The sequence below is a fragment of the Nocardioides zeae genome, from assembly GCF_030818655.1.
In the GTDB taxonomy this organism is placed as follows: domain Bacteria; phylum Actinomycetota; class Actinomycetes; order Propionibacteriales; family Nocardioidaceae; genus Nocardioides; species Nocardioides zeae_A.
The window spans coordinates 2,873,799-2,891,556 of the sequence record NZ_JAUTAN010000001.1; the positions used below are offsets into that span (position 1 = coordinate 2,873,799).

General features: G+C 76.4%; 8 protein-coding genes. 3 read left to right on the plus strand and 5 right to left on the minus strand.

Translation table 11 applies throughout. The annotated features are described in order from the left end of the window. Positions 1-50 precede the first annotated feature (50 nt). The 3 genes from QE405_RS13645 to QE405_RS13655 are packed head-to-tail and all read left to right on the plus strand — an operon-like array spanning position 51 to position 4,530. The gene (locus QE405_RS13645; protein ID WP_307201597.1) at positions 51-1,826 is read left to right on the plus strand and encodes an ATP-binding cassette domain-containing protein; all 1,776 of its coding nucleotides are present in this window, start codon (positions 51-53) and stop codon (positions 1,824-1,826) included. Continuing rightward, positions 1,823-3,586 (plus strand): ATP-binding cassette domain-containing protein, encoded by a 1,764-nt coding sequence (locus QE405_RS13650; RefSeq protein WP_307201599.1) that lies wholly within the window; start codon positions 1,823-1,825, stop codon positions 3,584-3,586. The genes QE405_RS13645 and QE405_RS13650 overlap by 4 nt, the downstream gene beginning before the upstream one ends. Next, the gene (locus QE405_RS13655) at positions 3,583-4,530 is read left to right on the plus strand and encodes an NAD(P)/FAD-dependent oxidoreductase (protein ID WP_307201601.1); all 948 of its coding nucleotides are present in this window, start codon (positions 3,583-3,585) and stop codon (positions 4,528-4,530) included. The genes QE405_RS13650 and QE405_RS13655 overlap by 4 nt, the downstream gene beginning before the upstream one ends. 61 nt (positions 4,531-4,591) lie before the next feature. Here the strand turns inward: QE405_RS13655 and QE405_RS13660 are convergent, their stop codons facing one another. The 5 genes from QE405_RS13660 to QE405_RS13680 all read right to left on the minus strand — a co-directional run bounded on the left by QE405_RS13660 (position 4,592) and on the right by QE405_RS13680 (position 17,755). Next, entirely contained in the window at positions 4,592-13,123 is an 8,532-nt protein-coding gene (locus tag QE405_RS13660; protein ID WP_307201604.1) for a polyketide synthase, read from the minus strand. Continuing rightward, positions 13,120-14,286, minus strand: coding sequence for a class I SAM-dependent methyltransferase (locus QE405_RS13665; protein WP_307201606.1), 1,167 nt, complete (start codon positions 14,284-14,286; stop codon positions 13,120-13,122). Before QE405_RS13665 ends, QE405_RS13660 begins: the two co-directional genes overlap by 4 nt. 249 nt (positions 14,287-14,535) lie before the next feature. Continuing rightward, positions 14,536-15,975, minus strand: coding sequence for an ATP-binding cassette domain-containing protein (locus tag QE405_RS13670; protein WP_307201608.1), 1,440 nt, complete (start codon positions 15,973-15,975; stop codon positions 14,536-14,538). Continuing rightward, a complete protein-coding gene (locus QE405_RS13675) occupies positions 15,972-16,760 on the minus strand; it encodes an ABC transporter permease subunit (protein ID WP_307201610.1) in 789 nt (262 codons plus the stop codon). The genes QE405_RS13670 and QE405_RS13675 overlap by 4 nt, the downstream gene beginning before the upstream one ends. After that, the gene (locus QE405_RS13680; RefSeq protein WP_307201612.1) at positions 16,757-17,755 is read right to left on the minus strand and encodes an ABC transporter permease; all 999 of its coding nucleotides are present in this window, start codon (positions 17,753-17,755) and stop codon (positions 16,757-16,759) included. Before QE405_RS13680 ends, QE405_RS13675 begins: the two co-directional genes overlap by 4 nt. Positions 17,756-17,758 lie beyond the last annotated feature (3 nt).

The following is a 17,758-nucleotide window of genomic DNA, read 5'->3' on the forward strand; positions in this document are numbered from 1 at the left end:
GCGTCCTCCCCCTGCCCAATTGAGAATGGTTATGAATATCATGTGGCGTGATGACCACGTCCGCGGCCACCGTCCAGCGCCTCCTCCGACCCGTACGGGCGCTCGTCGCGACGGCGCTGCTCGTCGAGGCGCTCGCGGCGGCCGCGCTGCTGGTCCCCGTGCTCGCAGCCGTCGCGGCGGCCCGAGCCGCGCTCCTCGGCGATCCCCCCTCGCCCGGCACCGCCGTGGTCGCCCTCGTCGGCGCGACGGTGCACGTGGTGGGGCACGGAGCGGCGTCCTGGCTGCTGCACGTCGCCGACAACCGGCTGCAGCTCGAGCTGCGCGAACGGGTGCTCGCCACCTGCGCCACCCGCCCGTTGGAGGAGCTCGACCGCGAGGGCGCCGTGGGCCTCAAGCGGTCGGTGGGCGACGACGTCGACGCCCTCCACCACCTCGTCGGGCACGCCCTCGCCGACGCCACCGGGTCGGTCGTGCTGCTCGTGGTCGGAACGGTGGTGCTCCTGCAGACGTCACCGCCCCTGGCCGTCGCCGCGCTCGCACCCGCGCTCGTCGCCGTCCTGCTCCAGCGGCGCCAGACCCGTCGCTCGGTCGAGCAGATGGAGCGGTACGCCGCCGCCAGCGCCGAGGTCGACCGGGCCGCCGTCGAGCTGGTCCGCGTGGCGCCGTCGCTGCGCGTCTACGACGTGGAACCCCACGCCACGACCGCCGTGCCCGGTCAGGTGCGTCGACCCTTCCTCGACGCGGCCCGCACCTGGTCCGCCTTCGTGCGCTCCTGGGCGGCGGCGATGACCCCGACCATGGCCGCCCAGCAGGTGTTGCTCTCCGGCGCGGGGGTGGTCGCGGTGGTCGCCGTCGCCCTCCTGGTCGGCGGCGTCGCGGGTGTGGACGGTGTCACGGCCGTCCTGGTGGTCGTGGCGGTGACACCTGCGGTCACCTCGCCCCTGTGGTCCCTGGCCTTCGCGACCCAGGACCTGGCTCTCGGCACCGCAGCCGCCCGACGTCTCGAGACGCTCGTGGACGTGCCCGCACCCGTGCCCGCGAGCCCGGCCCGGCCGTCGTCACCGGCCAGCGCCTGGAACGGTCGCGAGGCGCCCCGCGTCGAGGCGCGTGGACTGACGGTCCTGCGGGACGGTCGCCGAGTGCTCGATGCCGCGAGCTTCGACGTCCCGGTCGGCCTCGTGACCGTGGTCGTGGGTGCGAGCGGCTCCGGCAAGTCGACCGCGCTGGAGTGCCTCGCGGGGTTGGTGCCCGCGCACGAGGGCGAGGTGCTGGTCGCCGGGGCGCCCCGGCCGGCCGGAACCGGCTGGACCCGCCACGTCGCCGCGGTGGTCCAGTCGCCGGGGACCCTGCGCGCGAGTGTCCTCGACAACGTCCGGCTCGGCCGTCCCGACCTCTCCGTGGACGCATGCCACGCCGCGCTGGCCTCCGCGGGCCTGGCGTCGCGGGTGGATCGTCTGCCCCAGGGCATCCACACGGTCCTGGGGGACGGCGTCGCCCTCTCGGGCGGCGAGCGGCAGCGGCTCGCCCTCGCCCGCGCGCTCGCGGCACGACCGCGGTTCCTGCTGCTGGACGAACCCACCTCGTGGGTCGACCGCGCCACCGCTGCCCGCCTCGACGCCTGCGTCGCGTCGTTGCGCGGTCGGTGCACCGTCGTGCGGTCCGACCATCGGCTCGGTGTCGCCCTCGCCGCGGACCACGTCGTCGTCCTGACGCGCGGCCGTGTCGTCGAGGAGGGCGCGCCCGCCGAGCTGCGCGCGCGGGGCGGTCAGTTCGCCGCTCTCCTGGCCGCAGCCCCGGCGACCGCAGCCCCGGGCGGTCCGGCATGATCCGCGCCCTGGCGCCACTGGTCGGCCGCACGGCCCGACGACGCCTGCTGGGTGCCGCGTTGCTGGGCCTGCTCGCCTCCCTGTTCGAGGCGGCCTCGCTGCTCAGCCTGGTGGTCCCGCTCGCCCAGGTGCTCGAGGGGGACGTCCCCACGGGCGCGGGCCTCACCCTGGCGCTCGGTGCGGCCTGGGCCGTGTGCCTCACGGCAGCCACCGTCGTGGGGCGGGCGAGCGGCTACGGGCTGTCGTTCGACCTGCACGAGCGCGTGGCGTCCCATCTGCTCCGCCTGCCCTCGACCTGGTTCGACGCATCTCGGGCCGGCGAGGTGAGCCGTGCCGCCGGGAGCCAGGTGATGGACGTGATGGCCTACCCCGGCCACCTGATGCTGCCCGCGCTGCGCAGCACGGCGACCCCGGCGGCGCTCGCCGCCGCCCTGGCGGTGATCGATCCGCTGCTGGGCCTCGCGGCCCTCCTCGCGCTCCCGGCACTCGTGGCGGTCGCCCGCTGGTCGGTGCGCTGGGTCGCTGCAGGCGACGCGGCACTGTCCCGGGCCCGCGCCGACGCGACGGCCCGCCTGCTCGACCACGTCGGCCTCCAGCGCGTGGTGCGCCTGACACCGCACCCGGAGGCCGCCGACGACCTCACCCGGGCGGCCCTGCGGGAGGTGCACGCGCGCAGCGCCACCCTCGTCCGCTCGGTCGTGCCTGGGTTGTCGGCCTTCGGCGCGGCCGTCCAGATCGTCCTCGTGGCCCTCGTCACGGTGCTCGTCCTCCGCGCGGGGAGCCCCGGGGGGCCGTCGGCGGCCGGCGTCGCGACGGCGGTCGCGCTCCTGGCGGCGTACGCCGGTGCGTTGCGTTCCGCTGCCGAGCTCGGGGCGGCCACGCGCAGCGCCCGGGGAGCGCTCGCCCGCCTGCAGGAGCTGTTCGGCACCGCGGTGCTCCCGGAGCCGGTGACGCCCGCCCCGCGGCCGGGCGTCGACCCCCGAGGCACCGCGGTGACCGTGCGGGCGTTGGACTACCGCCACCGGGACGGCACACCGGCACTGCGCGGGGTGGACCTCGACCTCGCCCCGGGGACGCTCACGGTCCTGGTCGGCACCTCGGGGGCCGGCAAGAGCACGCTCCTGCGTCTGCTCGCGCGCGCTGACGACCCGACGCGGGGCGCCGTGCTCCACGACGGGGTCGACCTGCGCGACCTCGGCAGCGAGGAGGTACGCCGCGGCCTGGGGCTCGCGACGCAGGAGAGCGCGGTGCTCGACGACACGCTCCTCGCGAACGTCCGCCTCGGCCGCCCGACGGCGAGCGAGGCGGAGGTCCGCGCCGCGCTGGATGCCGCCGGCCTCGCCGAGACCGTCGGGGCCCTGGACCTGGGGCTGCAGTCGCCGGTCGGGGAGAACGCCGCGCTGGTGTCCGGCGGCGAGGCGCAACGCATCGGTCTGGCCCGCGCGCTGGTGCGGCGCGCCCCGCTGCTGCTGCTCGACGAGCCCACCTCCAGCCTCGATCCCGCCGCCCGCAGGCGCGTCGTCGCCACCCTCGAGGGCCTGCGCGGCCGTGCGACCGTCGTCGTGGTCGCACACCGGCTCGACGAGGCACTCCTCGCCGACCAGGTCGTCGTGGTCGACGAAGGTCGCGTCGTGCAGCGAGGAGCACCCGAGGCCCTGCTGAGCTCCAGCGGACCCTTTCGACGCCTCGTCGACGCCGGCTCGGCCGGCCGACCGACCCACCCGACCGACCCGCCCGCCGACCAGGAGGCCTCGCCGTGACCGCCCTTCCCACCCCACCCGCCACGCCTGCGGACGTCGACGTCCTCATCGTCGGTGCGGGGCCTGCCGGCGCGACCGCGGCACTCGTCCTGGGCCGCCAGCAGCGTCGCGTGCTCGTCGTCGACGACGACCGGCCGCGCAACGCCCGGGCCGCGTCGATGCACATGTACCTCACCCGCGACGGAGCGGCTCCCGCCGACTTCCGGTCCGCCGCCCACGCCGAGGCGACCGCCCACCCCGGGGTGACGCTCGAGGCCGGCCGCGTGGACACGGCGACCGTCGGGAGCGGCGTCGTCACCGCGACCGTGGTCACGCGCGACGGCGGGCCCACGACCGTGCGGGCCCGGGCCCTGCTCGTCGCCTCGGGCGTCCGCGATGTCCTGGACCACCTGCCGGGTCTCGCCGAGCGGTGGGGCGGCGACGTCGTGCACTGCGCCTACTGCCACGGCCACGAGGCCGCCGGCCGGCGCGTCGTGGTCGTCAGCCGCACCCCCGCCGACGCGATGCTGGCCGCGTACGTCGCCGACCGGTTCACCAGGGACGTGGTGCTCGCCACCGGCGGGTCGGAGCTACCGGCCGAGCTCGCCGAACGCGTGCGCGCGGCCGGGGTGCAGGTCGAGGAGGCGCCGGTGCTGGGACTGTCCGGGCCCCGGGGTGCGCCCTCGGTCGACCTCGACGGCGAGCGTTCGCTACCGGCCGAGGTCGTCTTCCACCGGCCGTCGACCGCCGCGGCCGATCTCGTCGCCGCCCTCGGCTGCGGCACCGCACCGGGAGGCGAGGTGCTCGTCGACGCGCAGATGGCCAGCGACGTCCCCCTCGTCTGGGCCGCGGGGGACGCCGCGCTGGAGCGGGGCGCAGCCGCACCGATGGCGTTCGTCGCCGCCGCCGTCGCCGACGGACAGCGGTCGGCCGTCTTCATCGAGCAGCACCTCTTCCTGGGCTGACCCGTCCCACAGGCCCCGGGCGGGGCCGGTCCTGGGGGACACCGCCCCGCCCGGGCCGAGCTCAGACCGACCATCCGGCGAGCGCCTGCGACAGCGCACGCGCCACCTCGACGACCGCCGGACCCCGCACGATGGAGTAGTGGTGCGCCTCGACGTCGACGACCTCGAGACCACCGGGCACCCACGGCGTCCACCCCAGGTCGTGCTCCGGAGCGTCGTCGACGCCCATCCCCTCTCCGCTGTTGCGCGGCGACGGCTGCGTCGCCCGCACGAGCACCGTCCGGACCGCGGCGGGGAGCGTGCCGGCGACGTGCCCGGAGAGGGCGTCGAGATGTGCCGCGAAGACGTGCGTGCGGTCGAGCAGGGACTGCACCGTCGGCGCTCCCCCGGCCTCGACCAGCGCCTCCGCCAGGGCGCGACCGTCGGCGTGGGATCCGAGATCCAGGCCGAGGAACGCCTCCGCCGAGCGCACCTGCCGCAGGAGCTGCAGCTCGTGGGTGGCGGCGCGGTCGAGCCCGGCACGCGCGACGATGCGCTCGGGACTGTTGGAGTCGATCATCAGCAGCAGGTCCACGTCCTCACCCGCGACCTGCATCCGGCGCGCGACCTCGTGGGCGACCGTCCCTCCCATCGACCAGCCTCCCAGCGTCCACGGCCCACGGGGCTGGTGGTCGCGCAGCAGCAGGCGGTAGGTCTCGGCCATCTCGGCGATCGAGCCGAACGGCTCCGCACCGTCGAGGGCCGGGTCGCTGAGCGCCAGGACGGGCCGCGCGGTCTCCAGACGGCGGGCGAGATCGACGTAGCAGAGCACGTCGCCGCCCGAGGGGTGCAGGAGGAAGACCGGCCGTCCCGTCCCCGCCCGCAGCTCGACGAGCGACGGGCGCAGCCGCTCCAGTGCCACGAGCCCGCCCGCCCGCGGATCCCGGCCCGGTCCGCCGAGGGCCCCGAGCGCCGGCTCCGCGGCGGACGTGGCCGTCGCAGCGAGGGACACGAGAGCGTCGAGGGTGGATGAGTGGAGGAAGGCACGCGGCTCCACGACGACGCCGACGTCGCGGCGTAGGCGGGCGAGCAGGCGTACGGCGAGCAGCGAGTCCCCGCCGGCGGCGAAGAAGTCGTCCTCGGGAGCGGGGAGCTCGGGCAGCTCCAGCACGTCCTGCCAGGCCGACGCGATGCGGGCGACGAGGTCGGCAGGTGCCACGGCCTCCCCGGGGGAGACCGGGCCGTCTCCCGCGTCCGCGCTCACCCCCGGGTCCGGCTCGCCGAGCACCACGTCGTCGCCGACCCAGCGCTGGGGGTCGGGCACCTCGAGCTGCGCGCCGACGACGGAGGGGTCGTCGGCGAGGGCCAGCACGCGCCGGTGCACGGACTCGAGCAGGTGGGCGGCCAGGCCGTCCGCGAACAGGGCGTCCACCGACGCGGCGGAGAGCACGAGCGATCCCGCCAGCTCGAAGACGCGCAGCTCCATCTGGACCTGGGGCGTCCGCAGGTCCTGGTGGTAGTCGCTCGGCTCCAGACGGCCGAGAGGTCCCCCGTCGGTCGGCAGGTCCCCTCCGAGCGCCGCGTCCATCCCCAGCGTCGACTGGAAGACCACGGGCGCCAGGGAGCCCGTGACGCCACGACCCCGGGTGGCCATCCGCCCGACCTCCACCGCGCTCACCCGGTGGTGCTCGGCGTGGACGCGGGAGGACTCCTCCGCGGCGCGCGCGACCTCGAGGAGGCTGGACCCGTCGACCGACAGCGGAACCAGCGCGGTGCGGGAGAACGCCCCGACCACTGCCTCGACGTCCTCGTGGACGGCCACGCGGTTGTGCTGCAGGGTGGCCAGCAGCAGCTCCGGCTGCGCCGTGACCTCGCGCAGCGCGATCCCGTAGCACGCCAGCAGCACCGTCGCGGGCGTCAGACCGTGGCGGGCGCACGCCGAGCGGAAGCGCTCCCACCGCTGGGCGTCGACGCGCGCCTCGCGCATGGTCATGGTCGGGGCCGCCGCCGCGGTGTCGACGTCCGTGCGACGCGGCAGGCGCGGGGCGGGCGGCAGCTGCGGCAGGCGCTCCTGCCACCAGGCGAGGTCCGCGGCGGCCTGCCGGCGAGCCTCGGGCGCCGTCATCGTGGCGACGTAGTCACCGAAGTCCAGCCCGAGCGGAGGCAGCACCGCGTTGGGGTCCGCGAGGTGCGCCATGAGGTCGCGGTGCACGATGCTCGACGACCAGCCATCGACGACGAGGAGGCTGCTCGCGAGGTGCAGGCGGCCCCGACCGTGCGGGAGCAGGACCACGGCGACGCGCATCCCGCTCCCCGTCCGCGGGTCGGGCCCCGCCGTCGCCCATCCCTCGCGCAGGTGCCGCAGCGCCGCCCCGGGGTCCGGGTCCTCCCGCAGGTCGTGGAGGACGACCGGCACCTCGCCCCGCGGGTCGTCCGGGGCCCGCAGCTGCTGCGTCCCGTCGTCGAGCACCCGAGCACGGAGCATGGGGTGTCGTGCCGTGACGGCGTCGACGGCGCGGCGCAGCGCCGGTGCGAGGCCGTCGGCGCGCACGCCGGTGAGGGCGACGTCGGTGCTGACGTGCGCCGTGGCGTACGAGATGTCCCACCCACCGCTCTGCCCGACGAAGTACGCCTGCTGCAGCGGGAGCAGGTCGAACGGCGCCGAGGCGTCCGGGCGCCGCACGAGGACGGTCTCCTGCCCGGACTCCCTGCCCGCAGCCACGAGACCCACGACGTCGGCGACGGTCACGTCGGCACGCACCTCGTGCAACGGCAGCGCCACGCCGGTGAGTCGCCGCACCTGGGCGGCCATGCGGACCGCGAGCAGGGAGTCGCCGCCGAGCGCCAGGAACGTGCTGTCGCCCACGTCGGCCGCGGCGACGCCCAGCAGCTCGGCCCACACGCCGACGACCTGCGTCTCGATCTCCGCAGCCGCCGGCTCGGCCGACGGCTCGGCCACGTCGTACGACGCCACGTAGGCCGCGAACCAGGTGCGGGCCTCGTCGAGGTGCACGACCGGGGTGCAGACGTCCCACTGCAGCACGAGGTCGCCGCCGTCCTCGAAAGCCTGGTGGTCGAGCCACACCTGGGGGGTCTGGCTGACCCCGCCGACGTAGGTCCCCAGCCAGTCGTGGCGGTGCTCGTGCTGGCCCGACCAGCGGTCGAGACCCAGCATGGACGTGAGCACGACCGGCACGTTGACCGGACGTCCCCGGTGCCGGCTCCAGGCCGCCAGCACCTCGAGCCCGCCGTAGGCGCGGTGGTCGAGGTCCTCGGCGATCCGCTCCTGCGCCGCCGCGACGCGCGCCCACCTGTCGGTGTCGGGCCCCACGACCACCGGGGCCTCGTGCACGAGCAGGGAGGAGAACTCCCCCACGACCGCGTCGACCCCCGGCAGGTCGGGTCGGTCGAAGACCGTGAGGGTCACCGAGCACGCGTCCTGTCCCGACCACCGTCGCAGCGTGTCGACGTAGGTCGTCAGCACGAGCGCCGTGGGCGTCAGGCGCCGCCGGGTCGCCTCGGCCACCAGCGCGGCCCACCGTCCGGCCGCCACCCGGGCGGAGAGCCGTTCGAACCGCGGCTCGGCAGCAGCCGGCGCGTCGACCGCGCGTACGTCGGGAGCGGGCGGCAGCGCGGGCACCCGCTCGCGCCACCACGCGGCCGCGCGTCGGTGCTCGTCGGACCCGGCCCGCTCCTCGAGAGCGAGCACGCAGTCACCGAACGTGACCTCGAGCTCGGGCAGCACGGCATCCGGCTCCTCGTAGAGCCGTCGCACCTCGCGGTCGACGATCATCCAGCTGGCCGAGTCGCACACGAGGACGTCGACGGACAGGAGCACCCTCGCGCCGCCGCCGGGCAGCAGCACGACCTCGGGGTGCACGAGCGGCCAACGAGCCGGGTCGGCCACCCGGGTCGAGAGCCGTTCGCGCAGCTCTGCCAGCTCTCGTTCCGCCTCGAGCGCCGTCCACTGCCGGAGGTCGCGCACCGGCAGGACGTGCGTCGGCTCCGGGTCGAGCAGGCGATGGGTGCCGTCACGGTCCACGACGGTGCGCAGCATCGGGTGGCGCGCCACCACGTGGCGCCACGCCCGCGCGTAGCGCTCGACATCGAGATCGGGCGCGTCGTACTCGAGGAAGAAGTGGCATCCGACGCCCTTGCTGCCCGGGGCGTGGGCCGACGGGTCCACGCCCTGGTGGCGGCCCAGCCAGTAGGCGTGCTGCACCCTGGTCAGCCCGAAGCCGGTGAGCACGTGCTCGGTCGCCCGGGGACCGGACGGCGCGGCCGGCCCGGCCGACGTCGACCGGGCCGCGGCGAGGAGCTCCGCGCACCGGCGCACGGTCGGGGACGTCAGCAGGTCACGCAGCCGCAGCTCGACGCCGTGCTCGTCCCGCAGCACGGCCAGCACGCGGGTGGCGAGCAGCGAGTGCCCACCGAGCGCGAAGAAGTCGTCGTCGGGGTGCTCGACGGGGCGACCGAGCACCGAGCTCCACACCTGGGCCACCACGTGCTCGTCGGCCCCGAGGACGTCGGGGCCCGCCGCCGGTGTCCCGGCGGTCGCCAGGTGTCGTGCCGTCCGCCGTGCGAGGTGGCGCGAGCGGCTGTCCAGCTCCGACGGGGACGCGGCCAGGTAGCCCTCCAGCCCGTGGGAGCGGGCGCCCGCGAGCAGGAGCAGCTGGCTGACGGCGTCGTCGAGGTCGAGGGCGTTGCGCATGCTGATCTCGGACGCCGACCCCGCCTCCGCCTCGGTGCCGAGACGGAGCCGGTCCCAGTCGACGGCCAGCCACCCCTCGCGGGCGGCGAGGCCGTCGAGGTAGCGGCCCGCGGCGACGTACGCCCCCAGGCCGAAGCCACCGACCGTCCCGGCCGCCGAGGACATCAGCAGCACCGTCGGAGCCGGGCGGTCGGCGGGGCGCGCGTCGGCAGCCTGCGCGAGAGCGACGCGCAGGTTCTCGGCTCCTCGGACCTTCGGGTCGAGGGCCGCCGACACGGCGGTCCCGTCGAGGTCGGCGAGAGGAGCGAGGTCGACGACCACCGGAGCGTGCACGACGACGTCCGGCGCCGACCTGGCCGTCTCGTCGCGCACCACCCGCGCCAGGGCCTCGGCGTCCGCGACGTCGACGGCGTACCCGCGCACACCCGTTGCGACCAGCCGCCGCCACCGCGCGGCACGCGGACCGGTGCCCGCGGGGAGGCTGCGCCCGAGCAGCGCGATCCGGCAGCCGGGCGTGCCCTCGGAGACGAGGCGCTCGGCGAGGGCGAGCCCGAGGCTGCCGAAGCCGCCGGTCACGAGCCATCGACGCGACCCGTCCGCTGTCTGCTCGTCTCCCACCGGACCCCGGGTCCCCGACGGGGGAGACCACGCCACCCAGCTGCGCAGCCACCGCCGGCGCCCCCGCAGTGCGACGTGCCGCGCGAGCGGCGGCTGCTGCGACACGGGACCGAGCAGCGCACGCACCTCGGCGGCCACCGCGGAGTCCTCGTGCGGGTCCGCGCCCGGGGCCCTGTCCTCACCCCCGGGGGCGAGGTCCAGGGTGCGCCACCGCAGCCCCTCCACCTCCTGGGCCAGCACTCGGGGCAGCCCGGTCGCGGCCGTCGCGGACGGGTCGACCACCTCGTGCCCGAGGACCGGCTCGGCACCACGCGTCACCTGCAGCACGAGGGGCGCGTCTCCCTCCGTGCCCCGCAGGCCCGCAGCGAGGCCCTGCCAGCGGCCGAGCTCCTCGGTCACCGTCCCGCCCTGCACGACCACCACCAGGTGGGCACGATGGCCGTTGGGCTCGGGTCCCCCGCCGTACGCCGGGAGCCCCGCGTGCTGGAGGACCTCCAGGATCCGTGCGGCACGGCGGGGGTCGCCCAGCACGAGCACCTGTGCCGTCGTCCCCGACTGCGGGGCCGCGACCGGCGCGAGCGGTGGGTGGGTGGTCCAGGCGGGTCGCTGCAGAGGTCGCTCGGCCGACGGCACCTCGCCCGTGGGAGGCGTGCCGGTCCCGACGACACCGTCGGCTGCGAGCCGGTGCGGAGCCGCGAGCGGGCGCCGCTGCCACGGGTAGGCGGGGACGGGATGCGCACGGCGGCGGGGCGCGAGACGATCGAGGTCGAGGGACACACCGCGTGCCCAGAGCCGCGCGAGACCGGCCCGCCACGCCTCCCCGCCTGCGCTGGCGACGCCGAGCTCGTCGGCGCCGGCGACGAGCCCGATCCGGTCGCGGAACGGGAGTGCCGCCCCCGCGGCGAGGACGCTGCCACCCGGCCCGAGCTGCAGCAGCACGCAGTCACGGGCGCCGGGCGAGGAGGCCTCGACGAGTGCGTCGGCGAAGCGCACGCTCGCGCGCAGGTGGCGCGGCCAGTGCTCGGGCTCGAGCGGACCCTCGACCCGGCGGGCGGTGGTGGTGGTCACGAACGGCACCGTCGGCGTCCGAGCGGGGAAGCCGCGCACGGCTCGTGCGAGGTCCTCCACCACCGGCTCCACCTGCCGCGAGTGAGCGGCGACCTCGACCCCCACCCGCCGTACGTCGAGGCCGGCCGTCCGCAGGGTGTCGGCGATCTCGTCGACGGCGCGGCGAGCGCCGGCGAGGACGCACAGGCGCGGCCCGTTGACCGCCGCCACGTCGACGTCCGGGTGGGTCCGGAGCACCGCGTCGAGGTCACGCGGCGCGCAGGCCACCGACACCATGCCTCCGGGCGGCAGGGACGCCATCAGGCGCGACCTCTCCGCGACGAGCGCACAGGCCTCCGCCTCGTCCAGCAGGCCGGCCACGACGGCGGCCGCGTACTCGCCGACGCTGTGGCCGAGCACGACGTCGGCGCGGACCCCGTGCCAGTGCAGGGCACGTGCCAGCGCGATCTCGACCGCGAAGAGGGCGGGCAGCCCGGTGCCCGGACGGTCCGCGGTCGCGCTCGCGTCCAGCGCGATCGCCCGTGGGTCGTCTCCCGTCAGGCCACGCAGCCGATCCGAGACCCGGTCGAGGGCCTCCGCGAACACGGGGTGCTCCGCGTGGAGGCCCGAGGCCATCCCGGCGAACTGGGCGCCGCCGCCGGGGAAGCCGACGACGAGTCGGGGCGCGCCTGCCGTCACGGCCGCTGCGACGGGCGGCGCGACGAGGCGCTCGCCGACCAGGGCGGCCCGGAACGGATGCGGGCGGACGCCGTGGGCCAGCGTGCCGGCGAGGTCGCGTCGTCCGGCGAGGTCCGCCGCCGCGGCACGATCGCGGACCTGGGCGACGCGCAGGTCCAGTGCGACCGGGTCGGCGGCCTGGACCAGGAGCACCGGCTCGCCGCGTGGGCCGGTCTCCGCGTGCGCGGTGGCGGGCGGCTGCGGAGCGCGTGCCAGCACGACGTGGGCGTTCACGCCGCCGACGCCGAACGCGCTGACTCCGGCGACGCGGCGGCCCTCCGGCCACGGTTGCACCTGGGCCGGGAGGTGGAACGCAGATCCGTCGAGGCCCACCGCCGGGGCGGGCTCGTCGGCGTACCGGGCCGGGGGGATCTCGTCGTGGACCAGGGCGAGCACCGCAGCGATGAACCCGGCCACGCCGGCGGCCGCGTCGGTGTGGCCGATCGACGCCTTGACAGAGCGCAGGGCGCACCACGGCCCGTCCGCGTCGCCGAAGACCTCGCGCAACGCAGCCACCTCGATCGGGTCGCCGAGGGCCGTGCCCGTCCCGTGTCCCTCCAGCAGGCCCACCTGGCCCGGGTCCACGTCCGCGACAGCCAGGGCCTCGCGCAGCACGCGGACCTGGCCGGCGACCGAGGGGGCCGTGAAGCCCACCCGGTCGTGTCCGTCGTTGCCGGTCGCGCTGCCCAGGACGACCGCCAGCACGCGGTCACCGTCCGCGAGGGCGTCCTCGAGCCGTCGCAGCACCACGACGCCCGCGCCCTGGGTGAACACCGTGCCGGCGGCGCCGGCTGCGTACGCGCGGGTCTGGCCGTGCGGGGAGAAGGGACCGTCGGGCACGGCGACGTACCCCTGCTCCTGCGGCAGCCGGAGGGTGACGCCCCCCGCGAGCGCCGTGTCGCACTCCTGCGCGAGCAGCGAGGCGACGGCGTGGTGGACGGCGACGAGCGAGGTCGCGCAGGTCGCACCGACGGCCAGGGTGGGACCGGTCAGACCCAGGAGCCACGCGACCCGCTGGGGGAGGTAGTCGGCGACGTTGAGTCCGTGCAGGTGCAGGCTGCGCACGGGATCAGCGCCGCCGCGAGGGTGGAAGCGGTCACCCAGGTTGTCGACGAGGTAGGCCGGGAACGACTGGCCGGCGAAGACGCCCACCGTCCCGCGACGGGAGCCGCCGGCATGGCCGCACTCCTCCAGCGCCTCGACCGCGCACTCCAGGAACAGCCGTTGCTGGGGGTCCATGAGCTCGGCCTCGGACTCGGACAGCCCGAGGGCCCGGGCATCGACGCCGGTGGGGTCGTCGAGCAACCCCGCCACGGGCACGTACCCGCTCCGTCGACGCTCGGCCAGCGGCACCCCGGCCGCCGCCAGCCGGTCGTCGTCCAGGTGCGTCAGCCCGTCGCGGCCGGCGCGGAGCAGCCGCCAGAACCCCTCCGGATCGGGGGCACCCGGGTAGCGGCAGGACATCGCGACGACGGCGACCTGCTGCTCGGGGCCGATCACGCCGCCACCGCCCCGTCGACGGCGGCACGGGCCACGAGGAGGTGCTGTCCGTAGCGCGCCACCGCGTTCGACTCCACGACATCCGGCATGGGGATCGTGGCCTCGAGCCGCCACCCGGTGGTGACGAGCGCCGTCTCCCAGCCCGGGAGGTCGAGGAAGATGCGACCCGTGCGGGCTCGGTCGTCCTGCGGCCCGGGACGACCGGGGGCAGGGGACATGAGGAAGCGCATCGACAGCAGCAACGGGGCGTGCTCGCGCACCGTCTCGATCATGAGCAGCGTCCCGTCGACGGCGGTCAGGGCTCGGACCGCCGTCAGGGTCGCCACCGGGTCGACGGCGTTGTGCAGGACGTTCCCCGCCAGCACGACGTCGTAGCCGCCCGGCGGGCGCGGGAGCGCGGCGGCCATGCCAGGATCGTTGATGTCGGCGACGCCGACGCTGAGCCCGGCCCGACCGCCCCAGCGCACCAGCGCCTCGTCGAGGAACCACGGGCCCACGTCGGTGAAGTGATAGGTCAGGTCGACCTCGCGCACCGCGTCCAGGACCGGCTCCGTGGTGGCTCCGGTGCCGCCTCCGATCTCCCAGACGGCCGGACGGCGACCGTCCGTGGCCGCGGCGGTCGTCAGGTCGAGCGCGGCCCTCGCGGCGGCGGCATTGGTGTAGCGGCTGGCCTCGTTGGTCGCGTAGATCTCGTCGGTGACGGACTCGTCCTCGAAGAGCAGTGCCTGCACCTGCACCTCGTCGGCCAGCAGTGCTCGCCAGTGACGGGCGCAGGCACGGAAGAAACCGGTGAGCGCACGTCCCTCGCCGATCCGGGGAGCGGCGGACTCGGCACGGTCCCAGGCAGCCTCGACCTCCGCGCCCGTCGGCACCGGCCGGAGCCAGCGCAGCGCACGGCTGTCGTCCTCGGGCGCTTCCCCGAGCCATCCGCGATCGACGAGCTCGCCCCGCCAGCGCACCAGCACGGGGAGGTGCCGCTCGGCCACCGCGCCCTCGTCGAGCAGCACCCGGGGGTCGAACCTGCCGTCGGTCGCGAGGGCGGCGACGGCGCGAGCGAGCGATCCGAGCGCCGCCTCGTCGCGGGCCCGGTCCAGATCGACATCGGCGCGGACGCCCTTCTCCCACGCCGCGAGCGCCGCGGCGGCCACCTCGTCGTACCTCACTCGACACCCCCCCTCATTGAGAATGGTTATCATTACACATGCTGTTCCCCGGCCTGCCGCCGACCGTCGCGGTGGCGTCCTCCGAGCACGACCTGTCCGTCGGGGTGCTGGTGGGCGAGGAGCCCGCACTCCAGGGCGCGGAGGACCCACCACGGTCCCCGTGCCGTGGCGTTGGCGCGACGGGCGCGTCCCCACGAGCGTCGTCGTCAGGGCCGCACCCTCCGGCCCCGCTGCCCACCGGCGTCGCGGTCACCGCGTGCGCACCAGCTGACCGGCCTCGACCGACCAGACCAGGCTGCACGCCGAGACCACGTCCGGCTCGTGGGTGAGCAGCACCACGGCCACACCGGAAGCGACGAGGCGCCGCAGGAGCGCGAGCACGAGCTCGCGGCTGTCCGGGTCGAGGTTGGCGGTCGTCTCGTCGCACAGCAGCACGTGGGGGTCGCACGCCAGCGCCCGCGCCAGCCCGACCCGCTGCCGCTGACCGCCCGAGAGCTGGTCGGGGCGGCGCGACGCGCAGTCAGCCGGTAGTCCGAGACGGGCCAGCAGTCCCGCGACCTCCTGCTTCACGGCCGCCGATCCGATGCGTCGCCGCGGTCCCGTCCGCGGTCCTCCCCGCACGATCGCGCGTGCGATCGCCGTACCGACCTCCAGGTGGGGCGGCAGGGCACCGACGCCGTCCTGGTGCACCAGCTGGAGGGCTCGGCGCACCGACGGTGGACGGTTCCGGACGCCCGGCGCGAGGCGCGCGCCGTCCAGCTCCAGGGAGCCGGCACGCACGGGGTCCAGGCCCACGATGGCGCGAGCGAGGCTCGACTTGCCGGCACCGCTGCTCCCCACCACGGCACAGAGGGCACCCCCGGGCACGTCGAGGTCGACGCCGTCGAGGACGGGAGCGCGACCGGGCCGTGCGACGACCAGGCCGCGCGCCCGCAGCCGCACCCGCTCCGCCGCGGCGGGGCCAACGACCGGCCGCGAGACCGAGACCGAGACCGGGGGTGTGCGCTGCACGCGGAGGACGGGCGCGGTCGACAGGCGACCGTGCTCCAACCGGTGCACGCGACAGCCGAGCCGCCGCACGGCGGCCTCGTCGTGGCTCACCACGAGCAGCGTCGTGCCGCGCCGGGCGGCCACCTCGTCGAGGAGGTCGACGACCGTGGCACGCGTCGTCGGGTCGAGGCCCGCGGTCGGCTCGTCGACGACGAGCAGCCGAGGCGACGCGGCGAGAGCGCGTGCCAGCGCGACCCGGCGCTGCTGCCCTCCGGACAGGTGGGACGTCAGCCGTCGTCGGTGCGCCAGCGCCGCGGGCAGGCCGACCTCGCCCAGGGCAGCCTCGACGTCGACGTCCCCCGGCCGCTCGGCGAGCTCGCGCACCGACGCCGCCACGCTGCGGGTCGGGGTGAGCGCTGCTCCGGGGTCCTGGTCCAAGACCGCGACCGCGCGTCGTCGCAACCGTCGACGGGCGCTGTCGCCGAGCCCCGCGAGATCGGTCCCGTCGAGCGTGCGGCGGCCCGTCGCCGTCAGGCCCGGCGGGAGCGCCCCGATCGCGGCGAGCACGAGCGTGGTCTTGCCGGCTCCCGAGGGGCCGACGAGCGCGTGGCGCTCGCCGGCCCGCACGACCAGGTCGACCTCGTGCAGGAGCAGACGCCCGTCGCCGGCGCGGACGCTGACGCCGGTCAGACCGATCACCCCGCACCGTCCCGGAGCAGGTCGACCAGCACGGTGAGCGCGACGAGGACGACGGCGAGCGCGAGGCACGGACCGGCCACGGCCCATCCGTTGAGGGACATGCCGACCGCTCCGTCACGGATGGCGGTGGCCCACGAGCGTCCCGTCCCCGACGCGACACCGAGGAAGCCCAGGGCGGCGACGACCTGGACGGCCGCGACGAGCCGCAGGCCCGACTCGGCGATCACCGTGCGCGCGATGCGCGGCAGCACCTCGTCGACCAGCACCCGCGCGGCGGACGCACCGTACCCTCGCGCGACCTCCACGTGGCCGGCGACCGAGACCTGCCGCGTCGCGGCCGCGACGACCCGCGTCAGGATCCCCACCCCGGAGACCACGACGGCGAGCACGACACCCACGGCCCCCCCGCCGGCGCCCGCCACCACGACGAGGACGAGCACCAGCGGCGGCACGACCACGAGGACGTCCAGCAGTGCCGCCACCGGTCGAGCCACCCGGTCCGGCACCGATCCGAGGAGCAGGCCGGCGACGGTCGCGACCCCGACCAGCACCGCCGTGGCCAGGAGCGGCACGCCGATCGTGGCGCCGGCGTCGTGCAGCACCTGCGACCAGACGTCGCGGCCGAGGTGGTCGGTGCCGAGGGGCAGCCCGGGCCCGGGGGCTTGGAACGGAGCACCCACGCGTTCACCGGCGGGCCGGGAGGCGAGGCGGGGGGCCAGCAGCAGGGCCAGGGCCATGGTCAGGAGCCCGGCCCCGGCCCAGCGACGGACTCGACGGGACGTCACGACGCACGCTCCCGTGCCGCTGCCTCGTCGCCGCCCGACGGGGTACGACGTCGGCGCGGGTCCAGCGCGTCCGCGAGGAGGTCCGCCGCGAGGAGCGCCAGAGCTGCGGCGAGTGCCATCACACCCGCGACGGCGGTCACCACGACCAGGTCCCGGTTGACCGTCGCCTCCACGAGCAGGCTGCCGAGTCCTGGCAGACCCACGACGCGCTCGACGACGACCGCGCCTCCGAGCAGGAGCGCCGCCGTCCAGCCCAGCAGCTGGAGGACCGGAGCGACGGCGCCGGGGAGCAGGTGACGCAGCAGGACGAGCCGCTCGGGCAGCCCGGCGAGACGAGCGGCGGCCACGTGCGGCGCCGCGTCCTGCTCGGCGACCACGGCGCGCAGGTGGCGCACGACCCAGCCACCGACCCCCAGCGAGAGGGCGAGGGTGGGCACGACCAGAGCCTCCGGCCGTTGCCACGCCGAGGTGCCAGGAGGCAGGAGCGCGACCGCCGGGAGCAACCCCTGGTCGACGGCGAGCCAGAGGACGAGGAGCGTGGCGACGACGAAGTCCGGCAGGGCGACCGCGACGACCGCCCCGGCCGAGAGCAGCGCTCCTGCCGGGCGGTCCGCACGCAGCCCGGCGAGGACCCCGAGCGGCACGGCCACGAGCACGACCAGCGCGATGGTGGCCGTGAGCAGCGCAGCCGAGTTGACGGCGCGGTCCACGACCAGGGGCGTGACCGGGTCGCCCGAGATCAGGCTGTTGCCCAGGTCGCCGCGCGGCAGTCCCGCGAGCCAGTCCCCGAGCTGGACCAGCACGGGGCGGTCCAGGCCCCGGTCCGCCCGCAGCTGGGCGACGCGCTCGGGCGATGCCTGCGGACCGAGCACAGCTGTCGCGGGATCACCCGGGAGCAGGTCGGCGAGCACCCACACGAGGGCGGCGGCACCGAGGGCCGTGCCCAGCGAACCGAGGATCCGGCGGGCAGCTCGCGCCCCGCACCCTCGCACCACCGC

Bases quoted from the DNA above. Each gene is read 5' to 3' on its own strand.
- QE405_RS13650 (WP_307201599.1), top strand. From the start codon at position 1,823: ATGATCCGCGCCCTGGCGCCACTGGTCGGCCGCACGGCCCGACGACGC.
- QE405_RS13645 (WP_307201597.1), top strand. From the start codon at position 51: ATGACCACGTCCGCGGCCACCGTCCAGCGCCTCCTCCGACCCGTACGG.